Here is a 14,002-nt window from a genome sequence, read left to right as displayed (position 1 = left end):
CCGCCCCTCCCCGTCGGGCCCCGCCCGGACCGTTCACGGGGCAGCCCCCGGACCCGCCACAATGCCGAAGGGAGTGGATTTCGCTGCCCGAAATCAGCCTGCCCGGTAACCCTTCCGCGGCCGCCCGAGCGTGGAGGGAGTCCGAAGGACACCGCGCAAAAGCTCGGTGGAGCCCGAACCCGGCACGAAGGGCGTTTCAAGGGACGCCCGCGGTGCGGCGCCCGGGGCGAAGCCCCGAGCCCCGAAGAGCGTTTCCGTACTCCGGGGCGCCCGCGGTACGCAAGCCCGAGCCCGCCCGAAGGGCGCTCCCGGTCAGGGGCGCAGACATGGTTACGGGAAGGGGCGGGGTCAGGGAAAGCCCCCCGCGCAGCCCGTCACTCCGGCGGCGGCTCGCCCGGGCCCGCATCGAGGGGCGGAACGTCCTCTCGGGGCAACGCCCCCGCCGCCGACATCGTCGCCCCGCCGAGCGCGGGCGACGCGCCCGAGTCGGCCACCTCGGCCGCCTCGACCTCCCGGCCGCCCGATCCGTCCTGACGGCTCAGCTCGTCCTCCCGGTCCGGGCCCACCATCCGTTCGTAGCCGGCCTGCCGGTCGGGTTCGCCCGCCGCGGCCGGCTGCTGTGCCGCCCGTTCCAGGAAACGCAGCAGCTCCACGGGGAACGGCAGCACCAGCGTCGAATTCTTCTCCGCCGCCACCGCGACCACCGTCTGCAGCAGCCGCAGTTGCAACGCCGCGGGCTGCTCGGACATCACACCGGCCGCCTGTGCCAGCTTCTTCGACGCCTGGAGCTCCGCGTCCGCGTTGATGACCCGCGCCCGCCGCTCCCGGTCCGCCTCCGCCTGGCGGGCCATCGAGCGCTTCATGGCCTCCGGCAGTGACACGTCCTTGATCTCGACCCGGTCGATCTGGACGCCCCAACCGACCGCCGGGCTGTCGATCATCAGCTCAAGGCCCTGGTTGAGCTTCTCGCGGTTGGAGAGCAGATCGTCCAGGTCGCTCTTGCCGATGATGGAACGCAGTGAGGTCTGGGCCATCTGGCTGACGGCGAAGCGGTAGTCCTCGACCTCGATGACCGCATTGGCCGCGTCGATCACACGGAAGTAGACGACCGCGTCGACCCGTACCGTGACGTTGTCCCGGGTGATGCCTTCCTGAGCCGGTACGGGCATGGTCACGATCTGCATGTTGACCTTGCGCAGCCGGTCGATGCCCGGAACGATCATCGTGAACCCCGGCCGCCGCGCGTCTCCGCGCAGACGCCCCAGCCGGAAGACCACCCCCCGTTCGTACTGCTTGACGACTTTCGCAGCCGCCATCACATAGGCCACGCAGCCGCTCACCACCGCAACGCCGACCACAGCCAGCTCTTCGACCATCAGGGCACCCCCTCACGTCCGGGGCGGTCATCAGATACCACGGTATGACCGTTATGCCCTTCTGGGCGACAGTCACCCTTCGACCGGCCCTCACGGCAGGGGCACCGTCGTCCCATCACGGCGGCCCTCCCCGGGAACGGGGCGATGCCCGTGACGTCGGTGCCCGGACGAAGCGATCCGCAGCAGTTCGCAGCTTCAGGCCGGCAGCTCCAGGGTGCATCCTGGAGAAGGAGATGCGATGCCATGCGTACTGGGAGTGAACCGATCACCGCGCGCAGTCCCCTGCGGATGCGATTCTGGCTGGGCGTGTGGGGCCTTGCCTGGACAGGGGCAGGCACGATCGCCTTCGCACTCGCCGAGCGGCTCGGCTGGGCACTCGTCTGCGGGGCGCTCTTCCTCGTCGTGGCCGTGGATCTGGTGATGGTCCTGCGCCACATCCGGCAGGGCCCGCACTTTCAGCCGGGCCGGGACGTCCCACCGTACGAACCACCCGACAACGGCTGATCCGGAGCGCCTTCCCTTGCGGGATGTCACTCCGAGTCGAAACGGGCGGCCTTCAAGTACTCCGGGTTCGGGTCCAGGGCCGCCGCCAGACGGAAGTGGCGCTTGGCCTGTTCCGGCCTGCCTGCCCTCTCGAAGGTACGGGCAAGGGCGAAGTGGGCGAACGCATTGGCGGGTTCACGCTCGAGGACCAGCTCGAACTCGAGCTCTGCGGGACGCAATTGGGCCGCCGCGAAGAATGCGCGTGCGCGCAGCAGCCGGGCCGCCGTGTTCTCGGGGTGGGCCGCGATCACGGAGTCCAGCAGCTTGACGGCCCCGCGCGGATCCCGCGCGGCCAGCAGTTGCTCGGCCGCGCGGTAATCGATGACGTGGGTCTCCGGATTGCTGTTCGACACGCTCGCATCCTTCCCCTGACTGCCCCGTTCCAACACAGGACTGCCCAGCGCTATTCCGTCGTTCACTTGCCCCGGGAGGCGCGGCGGGTCAGCTCGTTCCAGACGTCGCGGACCTGTGGCTCCAGCTTCTCCAAAGGCCCGTCGTTGTCGATGACGATGTCGGCGACGGCCCGCCGCTGCTCACGCGTGGCCTGTGCCGCCATCCGCGAGCGCGCCTCGCTCTCCGTCATCCCGCGCAGTCCCACAAGCCGGTCCAGTTGGGTCTCGGGCGACGCGTCCACCACGATCACCAGGTCGTAGAGGGACCGGAGGTTGTTCTCCGTGAGCAGTGGTACGTCGTGGACGACCACGTCGTCCGGGCCCGCTGCCTGCTCCAGCTCGCGGGACCGTTGGCCGACCAGGGGATGCACGATGCCGTTCAGGGTCGCGAGACGCTCGGGATCGGCGAAGACGATCGAGCCCAGCTTCGGTCGGTCCAGGGTGCCGTCGGCGGTCAGGATGCCCGGGCCGAAGGCGTCGACGACAGCCGCGAGCCCCGGGGTGCCGGGCTCGACGACCTCGCGGGCGATCCTGTCGGCGTCGACGAGGACCGCCCCGTAGGAGACGAGCAGCCGGGACACTTCGCTCTTGCCGGCACCGATACCGCCTGTCAGGCCCACTGTCAGCATGGACGGCAGCCTACGCGAGCACCCGCCGGGCCCATCGGCCCGGCCCGTCCGCTTCTAGGCGTCGCCTTCGCGTTCCGCGAGGAAGCGCTCGAACTCCCGGCCGAGCTCGTCCGCCGACGGCAGGTCCACGGCCTCTGCGACGAGGCTGCCGCGGCTCTGCGCACCCGCCATCGCGTCGTACTGATGCTCCAGGCCCTTCACGAGGGCCACCAGCTCTTCGTCACCCTCGCCGATCTGCCGTTCGATCTCGGTCTGGGTGCGGTGCGCCTCCGTACGGAGCGAATGCGCCACTCCCGGCAGCACGAGTCCCGTGGCGGCGGTGATGGCTTCCAAGGTGGTCAGTGCCGCATCCGGGTAGGAGGAGCGGGCCACGTAGTGCGGCACGTGGGCGGCGACGCCGAGCACATCATGGCCGGCTTCCATCAGGCGGTACTCGACGAGCGCCTCGGCGCTGCCCGGCACCTGCGCCTCGTCGAAGGGGCTGCGGTGGGCCGGTACGAGGTCCGTGCGGTTGCCATGGGGCGAGAGACCGACGGGTCGGGTGTGCGGAACCCCCATGGGGATCCCGTGGAAGTTCACCGCGAGTCGCACGCCGAGCCGCTCGACGATCTGGCGGACGGCTGCCGAGAAGCGCTCCCACTCGACGTCCGGCTCCGGCCCACAGAGCAGCAGGAAGGGTGCGCCGGTGGCGTCCTGGACGAGCCGGACCTCCAGCAAAGGGGTGTCGTATCCGGCCCAGCGGTCACGCCGGAAGGTCAGCAGCGGGCGACGCGCGCGGTAGTCCACGAGCCTGTCGTGGTCGAAGCGCGCCACCACCTGGTGGGGAAGCATCTCCAGCAGGTTGTCGACGATCTGCTCGCCGGTCTCTCCCGCATCGATGTAGCCGTCGAAGTGGTACAGCATGACCAGGCCGGCCGACTCCTGCGCGAGCGCCGTGTCGACGACCGCGAGGCCCTTCGGATCCCACTCGTACAAACCCTGCGGATCAAGCACGATTACCGCTCCTCCTCGTGTTCGGAGACAAGAACGCGCGGTGGTGCCTGTGCATTCCCGTTCCCTCTTGTGCCCCTGCCGCCTCCGCATCGAACATCCGGGTGCGCCCGGGGAGTTCGCACGGATACGGCGGCAGCGGCCCCTTGGGGCGAGGCGGGGAGCGTCGCTGTCCGCCCAGAAGGCGGGTGAGGCGCCCTGAACGCGGTAAGGCCCGCCCCCCAGGGGGAGCGGGCCTTACTTCGGCTGTTCAGCCACCAGGGCAGAGCGTCAGCTCTGGCCGCCGGCCAGCTTCTCGCGCAGGGCGGCGAGCGCCTCGTCCGACGCCAGGGCGCCGGAGTTGTCGTCCGACTCCGAGGAGTAGGAACCGCCGGTCGCACCCGCGGGGGCACCGGCCGGAGCAGCGGCGCCACCCTCGGCAGCGGCGGCCTCGTCGGCCTCGCGGGACTTGATGACCTGGGCCTGGTGCTGCTCGAAGCGCTGCTGCGCCTCGGCGTACTGGGTCTCCCACGCCTCGCGCTGGGTCTCGAAGCCCGGCAGCCAGTCGTTGGTCTCCGGGTCGAAGCCCTCGGGGTAGATGTAGTTGCCCTGGTCGTCGTAGGACGCGGCCATGCCGTACAGGGTCGGGTCGAACTCGACCGAGGCCGGGTCGGCACCGAAGGACTCGTTGGCCTGCTTCAGCGAGAGGCTGATGCGGCGGCGCTCGAGGTCGATGTCGATGACCTTGACGAAGATCTCGTCGTTGACCTGGACGACCTGCTCCGGGATCTCCACGTGGCGCTCGGCCAGCTCGGAGATGTGGACCAGACCCTCGATGCCCTCGTCGACGCGGACGAACGCACCGAACGGAACGAGCTTGGTGACCTTACCCGGGACGACCTGACCGATCTGGTGGGTCCGGGCGAACTGCTGCCACGGGTCCTCCTGCGTCGCCTTCAGCGACAGGGAGACCCGCTCGCGGTCCATGTCGACGTCGAGAACCTCGACCGTGACCTCCTGGCCGACCTCGACGACCTCGGACGGGTGGTCGATGTGCTTCCAGGACAGCTCGGAGACGTGCACAAGACCGTCGACGCCGCCCAGGTCCACGAACGCACCGAAGTTGACGATCGAGGAGACGACGCCGGAGCGGACCTGACCCTTCTGCAGGGTGGTGAGGAACGTCTGACGCACCTCGGACTGGGTCTGCTCGAGCCAGGCGCGGCGGGACAGGACCACGTTGTTGCGGTTCTTGTCCAGCTCGATGATCTTCGCCTCGAGCTCCTTGCCCACGTAGGGCTGGAGGTCGCGGACACGGCGCATCTCGACGAGGGAGGCCGGCAGGAAGCCACGGAGGCCGATGTCGAGGATGAGACCACCCTTGACGACCTCGATGACGGTGCCGGTGACGATCCCGTCCTCTTCCTTGATCTTCTCGATGGTGCCCCAGGCCCGCTCGTACTGGGCACGCTTCTTCGAGAGGATCAGGCGGCCTTCCTTGTCCTCCTTCTGAAGGACCAGGGCCTCGATCTCGTCGCCGACCTTGACGACCTCGTTCGGGTCGACGTCGTGCTTGATCGAGAGCTCGCGGCTCGGGATGACACCTTCGGTCTTGTAACCGATGTCGAGCAGGACCTCGTCCCGGTCGACCTTCACGATGACGCCGTCGACGATGTCGCCGTCGTTGAAGTACTTGATCGTCTCGTCGATCGCGGCGAGGAAGGCTTCCTCGTTACCGATGTCGTTGACCGCAACCTGCGGGGTGGTGGCGGTGGTCTCGGTGCTGCTCGTCATGTGGGAAAGGGCTCCGGTACGGACATTGAAGTCGTAGGTACTGCTACGCCGAGAGCCTTGTATCGCAGCTGCAGAAGCCGGACAGCCTTGGAAGCGCCGACCAAGGGATCCGATGGATCCTGGAGGCGCCTCGAGAACCGAGGGACACATACAGATGCGAGCGCGGCCTGCTCGGTCTGAGGCGCGCAGGCCCGCAGCGCAACTTGTAGCATACGGGGGCAGCCGGACACGGTCAATGCGCGAAGGCGCACACCGGGGGCGGAAGGCCACATTTCCGGCACAACTCTTGTTCGCCGAGGCCAGGATGGCCCATTCAGGAGCCCGGCGTCGGCGCGCTGGGACGCAAACTACAACGACGGTGACGATGAGCCAAGATTTCGAACCGGAAGCGACCCGCCGTGACGCAGGTGATGCGGAGAGCAGCCGGGCCAGCCGCGGCTGGTGGGACGGGAACGCCGACGAATACCAGACCGAGCACGGCGCGTTCCTCGGCGACGACCGGTTCGTATGGGGGCCCGAGGGGCTCGACGAGGCCGATGCTGCGCTGCTCGGCCCAGCCGGGTCGCTGAAGGGACTGGACGTCCTGGAGATCGGCGCGGGCGCCGCCCAGTGTTCGCGCTGGCTCGCGGCTCAGGGCGCCAGGCCCGTGGCTCTGGACCTCTCCCACCGCCAGCTCCAGCACGCGCGGCGGATCGGCGGGGACGTACCGCTCGTGGAGGCGGACGCGGGCGTGCTGCCGTTCAGGGACGGTTCCTTCGACCTGGCGTGCTCGGCCTACGGAGCGGTCCCGTTCGTCGCGGACCCGGTCAAGGTGTTCCGGGAGGTCAGGCGGGTGCTGCGGCCCGGCGGCCGGTGGGTCTTCTCCGTGACGCACCCGATCCGCTGGGCCTTCCCCGACGAGCCCGGGCCCGAAGGGCTGTCGGTGGCCGCCTCGTACTTCGACCGCACGCCGTACGTGGAGCAGGACGAGGAGGGACGCGCGGTCTACGTGGAGCACCACAGGACCATCGGTGACCGGGTACGGGACGTGGTGGCCGGCGGTTTCCGGCTGGTCGACCTGATCGAGCCGGAGTGGCCCGCGTGGAACAGCCAGGAGTGGGGCGGCTGGTCCCCGCTACGGGGCAACCTGATCCCGGGCACGGCGATCTTCGTCTGCGAGCGGAGCGAGATCGAAACTTCTTTGGCCCGAGGCCGAGGGAAGGACCGACCCACGGGGCGGTGAGGGGCGTCAGGGCGACACGTCGGGCGAGCACGACTGTTCATACGAGCCCACCGGCCCTGTGGACAGTCGTGCCCGCCGTTCGCCGGGACGTACGAGACTGAGCCCGTGATCCGAAACGACGCAATCGACCGTCTTCCCGTCCGTCACGCCGTCGACGAGCTGCTGACCGCACTCGACGCACGCGGCACGGCGGTGCTGTGCGCACCGCCCGGGACCGGCAAGACCACGCTGGTGCCGCTCGTGCTGGCCGAGGCCAGCGCCCGGGTCGTGGTCGCTGAACCGCGGCGGATAGCGGCGCGCGCGGCGGCGCGACGCATGGCGTGGCTGCTGGGCGAAAAGGTGGGCGGCCGCGTCGGCTTCACCGTCCGCGGTGAGCGCGTCGTCGGCCGCGAGACCGTCGTGGAGGTCGTCACCACGGGTGTGCTGCTGCAGCGGCTGCAGCGCGATCAGGAGCTGGCGGGCGCCGACGTGGTGATGCTCGACGAGTGCCACGAACGTCATCTGGACGCCGACACGGTCGCCGCCTTCCTGCTGGACGTGCGGGCCACCCTGCGGCCGGAGCTGCGGCTCCTGGCGGCATCGGCGACGACGGACGCCGAGGGATGGGCGCGGCTGCTCGGGGACGCGCCGGTGGTGCGGGCCGAGGGCGTCGCACACCCGGTCGAGGTGGTCTGGGCCCCGCCGGCCCGTCCTATAAGGCCGCCGCACGGGATGCGCGTCGACCCGGCGCTGCTGACGCATGTGGCGTCGCTGGTGCGCCGGGCGCTCGCGGAGGGTGAGGGTGATGTGCTCTGCTTCCTGCCCGGTGTGGGCGAGATCGGCCGGGTCGCGGGCCAGTTGTCCGGGGTGGACGCGGAGGTCCTGCAGGTGCACGGCCGGGCGCCCTCGGCGGTCCAGGACGCCGTGCTCGCCGGCGGTGACACCCGCCGGGTGATCCTGACGACCTCTGTCGCGGAGTCGTCGCTGACCGTGCCGGGCGTGCGGATCGTCGTGGACTCGGGTCTGGCGCGCGAGCCACGCACCGACCACGCTCGCGGCCTGAGCGCCCTGACCACGGTACGGGCCTCACAAGCCGCCGGCCGGCAGCGGGCGGGCCGGGCCGGCCGCGAGGCGCCCGGGACTGTGTACCGCTGCTGGACGGAGGCGGAGGACGTCCGGCTGGCGCGTTTCCCCGCACCGGAGATCAAGGTCGCGGACCTGACGTCGTTCGCTCTCCACACCGCGTGCTGGGGCGACCCCTCGGCGACCGGTCTCGCGCTGCTGGACGCTCCCCCGCCCGGCGCGATGGCCGCCGGGCGCTCCGTACTGACCGCGATCGGCGCCGTCGACGAGGCGGGCCGCGCCACCGACCGGGGAATCCGGATGTCGCGCCTGGGCGTGCATCCCCGGCTGGCCCGCGCACTGCTGGACGGCGCCCGGCAGGTGGGTGCGCGGCGTGCGGCCGAGGTGGTCGCACTGCTGAGCGAGGAGCCGCCGCGGGAGTACGGGGACGATCTGGCCGGAGCGTGGCGCGCGGCCCGCCGCGGCGGTGACGCCTACGGGGCTCGGTGGCTCGCCGAGGTGCGCCGGCTGGAGTCGTCACTACGCGGCGTGGGACCCGAGCAGGGGCCGGCCAAGGACAAGACGCCGTACGGCGACGATGCCGTCGCCGGGCTCGTCACCGCCCTTGCCTTCCCCGAGCGGGTGGCCCGACGGCGCGGGGACGGGGCGTATCTGATGGTCTCCGGCACCGGCGGCGAACTCGACGCCGGGTCGGGGCTGCGTGACGCGCCCTGGCTGGCAGTCGCCGTCGCGGACCGCCCCGCCACCGCCGCATCCGCGCGCATTCGGCTTGCCGCCGTTCTCGACGAGGACGGCGCCCGCGATGCCGCCTCGCATCTGCTGGCCGGTGGCGAGGAAGTGCACTGGGAGGACGGGGACGTCGTCGCCCGCCGCGTGGAACGGCTCGGTGCCGTCGAGCTGTCCGTACGGCCGCTGAGCTCCCCCGATCCGGCGCTCGTGCGGGAGGCGATGCTGGAGGGGCTTCGCCGGGAGGGGCTCGGTCTGCTGCACTGGACGCCCGAGGCGCGGGGTCTGCGCGAGCGGTTGGCGTTCCTGCACCGGGTGCTCGGCCCGCCGTGGCCGGGGGTGTCGGACGCCGAGCTGCTCGATGCGGCCGGCGAATGGCTGGAGCCGGAGCTGTCCCGGGCCCGGCGGCGGGTCGATCTCGGCCGTGTCCGGGCGGGTCAGGCGCTGCAGCGGCTGCTGCCGTGGGCCGGCGGCGAGGCGGCAAGGCTGGACGAGCTCGCACCGGAGCGGATCGAGGTGCCGAGCGGGTCCCGGATACGGGTCGACTACGGTGGCGAACAGCCGGTGCTAGCGGTCAAGTTGCAGGAGCTGTTCGGTCTGCGTGAGACGCCCGAGGTCGCCGGTGTGCCGGTGCTGGTGCATCTGCTCTCGCCCGCCGGGCGGCCCGCGGCGGTCACGGCGGACCTGGCGTCGTTCTGGCGGGAGGGGTATCGGGCGGTGCGGGCCGAGCTGCGGGGCCGCTACCCGAAGCACCCGTGGCCCGAAGACCCTGCCACGGCGGAGCCCACCCGGTTCACGAAGGCCCGGCTCAGATCCTGACCGGCTCGGCGGCGGGCGCTTGTGCCGGGGTGTCCGGGCGTCGGGCGCGTGCCTCGAGCCACAGGGCGAGCCCGAGCAGACTGCCTCCGAGGGCGACGAAGCCCCACGGCAGGTACGAGGTCAGCAGAAGCACCAGACGGCGCTGGGAGGTGACGAGTTCGACGGTGGAGTCGATGTAGTCGGGCCGCATCTTCACATGCCCGGCGAAGGCGGTGACCTTGTCCCGGCCGCCGAGCAGGGAGCCGCCCCGCAGCTCCTCCTGGTGGATCTCCTCGCCGTTGACGGGGGCTCCGGTGACGGGTTCGACCCAGAACATCCGCCTCGTGGTGTACCAGCGGGTGGTGCCGGTCCGCTTCTCCAGGGTGGTCGCGTCGATGCCGGGGATGGGCATCTTCTTCGGATAGGGCACCTTGGTCCAGGGGATGGTCTGCTCGAAGTAGTAGACCTCCAGTCCGCGAAACTGCCGGGTGCCCTTGTAGTGGATGGGGGCGGATGTGCGGGCCTGCGCATCGAAGTACACGTAGTCCCGTTTCTCGGTGAGGAACGGCCACTTGAACTCGATGCCCTCGCGCCGCACGGGTTCGCCGTCGACCGACTCGCCGGTGGCATGCACGGGCTCCTGGGTGTGCGCGTCGAAGATGTAGCGCTCGGGGATCTGGGAGACCGTCCTGCCGTCGGGTCCCTGGACGTAGGAGAGGGAGTCCCAGACCACGACGTCGCGTCCCGCGGCCTGCTCGACCCTTTCCGACTCCGCCACATTGCCCTTGAGGGTCTGCACGATGGTGACGTTGTCGACCTCCTTCGCCTTGAGGGTGCCGTAGTCGAGGAGGGTGGCGGGCTTCGCCTCGAGCACCATCTCCTGGTACTGGCCGGCCGGGACCTTGACGAGCCGCGGGAAGGCATACCAGCGCAGCAGGGGCGCGAGGGCGGCGAAGAAGACGGCGAGTGCGACAAGGACGAGTCCTGCTCTGCGGCGCACGGTTTCCCCCTACTTCCTCTTACTTCTTCGGGCCGGGGACGGTGGTCAGCAGCGGCTCGGGCGAGGTCCGACCGGCGGGCGCACCGATCGCCGTGAGGGTGAGCACGAGTGCGAGGGCGGCGGCCAGTCCGACGGCGGCGGCGACGAGGGAGCGCATGCTCGGCCTCCCGGAACACAGAACTGATAGGGCGTCAGGCCTGGGGCACCGTAGCAACGCGGCTGGAAGAAGAGAACACGCGACACCGCCCCGTCCGGGGTGCGGGACGGGGCGGCGCTGTGGCTCTCTCGGTCAGGCGGTCGGCGAAGGGGAAGGGGCGGGCTCCGGAGTCTGGCTCACCGGCGCCGTGACCTTCAACTCGATGTCCAGGCTGCCGCCACCGGGGGCGGTGAGACGGAGCAGGAAGGTGCCCTCTGTGTCGTCCGCGAAGACCTTGGGCAGTTCGAGGACACCGTCGGCGCCGGTCCTGAGCCCGGTCAGCGTGCGGACGACCTTGCCGTCGCTCTGGAAGTACGGGCCCTTGCCGTTCTCGGCCGCGTTCTCCTTGGAGACGATCATCGTGGCGGTGACCCGGACACCTGAGGCGGCCACACCGTCGCACGCCGCCCTGACGCGGATGACGTCGGCGAACTCGCCACCCGTGGTGGCCTCGAGCGCCTCGGTGTCGGTCCGGACGATGCTGTCCGCTTCCCGTTCGGTGACAGTTGCCGTGAACTCGACTCCGGGCAGGTTGCGCTCGACGACCGTGGCCCGCACCGTGAAGTCGCCGGTCTGCTCACCGGCGATCAGCGCCGGGGCGCTGACCGTGCCGTCGGCGCCGGTGGCCACCACGACACTGGTCCGCTCACCGGTGAAGCGGGTGTCGGTCTCGCCGACGATCATGAACCGGATGGCGACCTTGGTGACGGGCTGCCCCTTGGCGTTCTCCGCGCGGACCGTGGCCCGCTCGGCGAACTCCCGGCCGGCCACGGCCGTCAGCGGCCCGGTGCCGGCGTTCTCGATGCGCGACACGGGCGCCGGGGTCGGCGTGGGTGCCGTCGACGGAGGTGGGGTCGGCGTGGGAACCGGCGTGGGCTTCGCCGGGGTCGGCTTCGGCTCGGGGCTCGGGGTCGGCTTCTGTGCGGGTTTCGAGGGGCTCGGCGTCGGCGTGGGGGGCGGCAGCGGGTCCGAGCTGTCGGGGCCGTCGCCCACCGGCAGCACACCCTGGCCGTCAGGAACCTCGTGCGTGCCGCGCTTGTAGTACTCGAACCAGGAGAGCACCGTACGCAGGTACTCGCGCGAGTGGTTGTAGCCGAGGATCGCCCTGTCGAGGTCGTCCTTGTTGCCGAGGTCCCGGCCGCCGGCGCAGAGATAGCGTCCCGCGGCGAGAGCGGCGTCGTAGATGTTGTTGGGGTCCTTGCGGCCGTCGGCATTGGCGTCCTGGCCCCAGGTCTGCCAGGTCTGCGGGATGAATTGCATCGGCCCGACGGCCCGGTCGTACACCGGGTCGTCGTCATAGGCGCCGTCGTCGGTGTCCGAGATGTTCGCGAAGCCGACGCCGTTGAGTACGGGGCCGAGGATCGGGGAAAGCGTCGTGCCGTTGGCGTCCACCCGGCCGCCGCGGGCCTGGCCGGACTCGACCTTGCCGATCGCGGCGAGCAGTTGCCAGGGGAGCCGGCAGGCGGGGTCGGACGCAGCGATCGTCTGCTCGGCCTGCTTGTACGCGGCGAGAACCGATGCGGGTATACCCGCCTCCCCCGCGCCGAGCTCCGGCAGATCGACCGAAGTGCCGGGCTTGTCCGGTGTGTTCAGCGGCGGAAGGTCCGTGTAGTACGGCGAGTTGCCGGTGACCGGCGTACCGGGTGGCGGGGTGACGTCCGACGCCTCCTGACCGGTACCCGAGGTGGCGGGCGTGACACCGGGCGCCTGTGACGCGGAGAGTGCGGCCACTGCCGCGGCGGCCACGGCCGTCGTCGTCGCTCCCCTGCGCAGCCGGCGTCCGAATTGCGCTGCCATACGTCGTTCCCTCCCCGTCAGCGGCTGTTCGCGCTCTCCCCAGCGCGGACCCACGTGACCCTAGTGCACGGTAAGACATCGGAACACCGGGCGCTGACCGGTTTTCACCACTTCGCCACCTCCTGCTCGTCCCGGATTTCGGACCCGCATTCCCGCAAGGTCATCACGCATACTGGTCGGCACTGATCAGCAACGGTCGCAGGGGGCGTCGCCATGCCGTTCACACTCAGCCACGCCGCGGCGGTGCTGCCGGGCATCCGCAGGGACGGGACCGCGCGCGGACCGCTGTTCGCCTCCGCTCTCGTGCTGGGTTCGTTGGCACCGGACATGACGTACTTCGCGGCCAGTGCCCTTCCCGGCGCGATGGGGTTCGGGACCGTGACGCACGGGCCTCTCGGTGTGCTGACGGTCGACGTCGTCATCACCGCGGCACTGTTGGCGCTCTGGCTGCTGATGCGTGACCCGCTGGTGGCGCTGCTGCCGGCGGCCTGGCGGGGGCGGGCGTACGGCCTGCTGCGGGGCCGGTCCGCGGCCGACCGGCCGCCGCTGGCAACCGCACTGTGGTTCTACGTCTCGGCGGTGATCGGGGCGAGTACGCACGTGGTGTGGGACGCGTTCACCCACTTCGACCGGTGGGGGGTGCGGATGGCACCGGTGCTCGGGGAGACCGTCGCGGGCTTTCCCGTCTACTCGTACGCGCAGTACGGCAGTTCGGCAGTGGCGCTCGTCGCACTGGTGTGGTTCGTGGCCACCGCGCTGCGACGCGTGCCGGCCATGCCTGCCCCGCCCGTTCCCCTGCTCGGCCGCGGTGCCCGCCTGTTGGCGGCCGGGCTGGTCGCCGTGTGCGTGATGGCGGGCATCGTGCACCGCTGCTTGCGCTATTACCAGTACTGGGGCCGGATCAAGACACCGCTCGACATCATCCCGACGGCGTGCTTCGGCGCGGGTGCGGGCCTGGCGGCGGGCCTTGTGCTGTACGCGACGGCGGTACGTCTGCGGGAGCGCAGCCGTCCGCCGGCCGACGCGGATGTGCGGCATGCCGCCGACCTGGACCGCACGGGGGTGTGAGGCGGGGAGAAGCCCCCACCCACCCTCCCCGATAGGGCCTGGCGGCTGTGGGAGGCCTCCACATCCCGGACCTGGGGCTGTCAGCCCCGGAACCCGGGAGCACACGTGGACGCCGACGCCCCCGGTAGCGGCAGCTTCGCGCCGCCTCCTGTGCCTTCCCGGGCGGGCGGGGACAACGGCCGGTTCCCGGGCCGACCAACGGCGCCCTCGGGCCCGCGGCCTGAGGGGCTGGGCTGTAGGAGGGGCGCCCGGAAGTGGAGCGACGCGACTCGCGCGAAGTGAGCCGACCATGCGGCGGAGCCACACAGGTGGTGCAGCACCCTTCCGGACACCTCCCTCCGGAGGCCCGAACCCACTCCCTGCGTGGCGCACGCCCGCAGGGGCACAATGCCAGGATCCGGGCCACGCCCTGAGGGGGCGTGGCCCACCG

At 70.9% G+C, this 14,002-nt stretch carries 12 protein-coding genes; 4 read left to right on the top strand and 8 right to left on the bottom strand.

The features are described from left to right. Nucleotides 1-374: 374 nt before the first annotated feature. Nucleotides 375-1,376, bottom strand: coding sequence for a slipin family protein (locus IE198_RS08390; protein ID WP_189884316.1), 1,002 nt, complete (start codon nucleotides 1,374-1,376; stop codon nucleotides 375-377). A 243-nt stretch (nucleotides 1,377-1,619) separates the two neighbouring features. On the opposite strand from IE198_RS08390, the gene IE198_RS08385 reads away from it, so the two are divergent. Then, nucleotides 1,620-1,880, top strand: a complete 261-nt coding sequence (locus tag IE198_RS08385) for a DUF6343 family protein (protein WP_189884314.1) — start codon at nucleotides 1,620-1,622, stop codon at nucleotides 1,878-1,880. A 26-nt stretch (nucleotides 1,881-1,906) separates the two neighbouring features. Here IE198_RS08385 and IE198_RS08380 read toward each other — a convergent pair whose 3' ends face one another. The 4 genes from IE198_RS08380 to rpsA all read right to left on the bottom strand — a co-directional run bounded on the left by IE198_RS08380 (nucleotide 1,907) and on the right by rpsA (nucleotide 5,703). After that, entirely contained in the window at nucleotides 1,907-2,272 is a 366-nt protein-coding gene (locus IE198_RS08380; protein ID WP_100106614.1) for a tetratricopeptide repeat protein, read from the bottom strand. 62 nt (nucleotides 2,273-2,334) lie between these two features. Further along, nucleotides 2,335-2,940 carry a dephospho-CoA kinase gene (gene coaE, locus IE198_RS08375; RefSeq protein ID WP_189884312.1) on the bottom strand — a complete coding sequence of 202 codons (606 nt, stop codon included), beginning with the start codon at nucleotides 2,938-2,940 and terminating at the stop codon, nucleotides 2,335-2,337. Between the two features lie 54 nt (nucleotides 2,941-2,994). Next, nucleotides 2,995-3,933 (bottom strand): PAC2 family protein, encoded by a 939-nt coding sequence (locus IE198_RS08370; protein WP_189884310.1) that lies wholly within the window; start codon nucleotides 3,931-3,933, stop codon nucleotides 2,995-2,997. Between the two features lie 267 nt (nucleotides 3,934-4,200). Further along, nucleotides 4,201-5,703: a 30S ribosomal protein S1 gene (rpsA, locus tag IE198_RS08365; protein WP_189884308.1), complete on the bottom strand. Its 1,503-nt coding sequence runs from the start codon at nucleotides 5,701-5,703 to the stop codon at nucleotides 4,201-4,203. Nucleotides 5,704-6,067: 364 nt separating this feature from the next. Between rpsA and IE198_RS08360 the strand changes: the two genes are divergently transcribed. Next, nucleotides 6,068-6,925: a class I SAM-dependent methyltransferase gene (locus IE198_RS08360; protein ID WP_189884306.1), complete on the top strand. Its 858-nt coding sequence runs from the start codon at nucleotides 6,068-6,070 to the stop codon at nucleotides 6,923-6,925. 105 nt (nucleotides 6,926-7,030) lie between these two features. Next, the gene (hrpB, locus tag IE198_RS08355) at nucleotides 7,031-9,532 is read left to right on the top strand and encodes an ATP-dependent helicase HrpB (RefSeq protein WP_189884304.1); all 2,502 of its coding nucleotides are present in this window, start codon (nucleotides 7,031-7,033) and stop codon (nucleotides 9,530-9,532) included. Here hrpB and pgfA read toward each other — a convergent pair. The 3 genes from pgfA to IE198_RS08340 all read right to left on the bottom strand — a co-directional run bounded on the left by pgfA (nucleotide 9,522) and on the right by IE198_RS08340 (nucleotide 12,504). Then, the gene (pgfA, locus tag IE198_RS08350) at nucleotides 9,522-10,511 is read right to left on the bottom strand and encodes a cell envelope lipid trafficking protein PgfA (RefSeq protein WP_189884302.1); all 990 of its coding nucleotides are present in this window, start codon (nucleotides 10,509-10,511) and stop codon (nucleotides 9,522-9,524) included. The two genes, hrpB and pgfA, sit on opposite strands and share 11 nt — an antisense overlap. A gap of 19 nt (nucleotides 10,512-10,530) precedes the next feature. After that, nucleotides 10,531-10,668, bottom strand: a complete 138-nt coding sequence (locus tag IE198_RS08345; RefSeq protein WP_189884300.1) for an SPW_0924 family protein — start codon at nucleotides 10,666-10,668, stop codon at nucleotides 10,531-10,533. Nucleotides 10,669-10,800: 132 nt separating this feature from the next. Beyond that, entirely contained in the window at nucleotides 10,801-12,504 is a 1,704-nt protein-coding gene (locus tag IE198_RS08340; protein WP_189884298.1) for a lytic transglycosylase domain-containing protein, read from the bottom strand. Between the two features lie 213 nt (nucleotides 12,505-12,717). Between IE198_RS08340 and IE198_RS08335 the strand changes: the two genes are divergently transcribed. Beyond that, nucleotides 12,718-13,572: a DUF4184 family protein gene (locus tag IE198_RS08335; RefSeq protein WP_189884296.1), complete on the top strand. Its 855-nt coding sequence runs from the start codon at nucleotides 12,718-12,720 to the stop codon at nucleotides 13,570-13,572. Nucleotides 13,573-14,002 lie beyond the last annotated feature (430 nt).

Origin of the sequence: Streptomyces xantholiticus (assembly GCF_014651015.1) — a bacterium.
GTDB classification, from domain to species: domain Bacteria; phylum Actinomycetota; class Actinomycetes; order Streptomycetales; family Streptomycetaceae; genus Streptomyces; species Streptomyces xantholiticus.
Note: the sequence above shows the minus strand (reverse complement) of the source record. Positions and strands in the feature narration are given on the sequence as shown.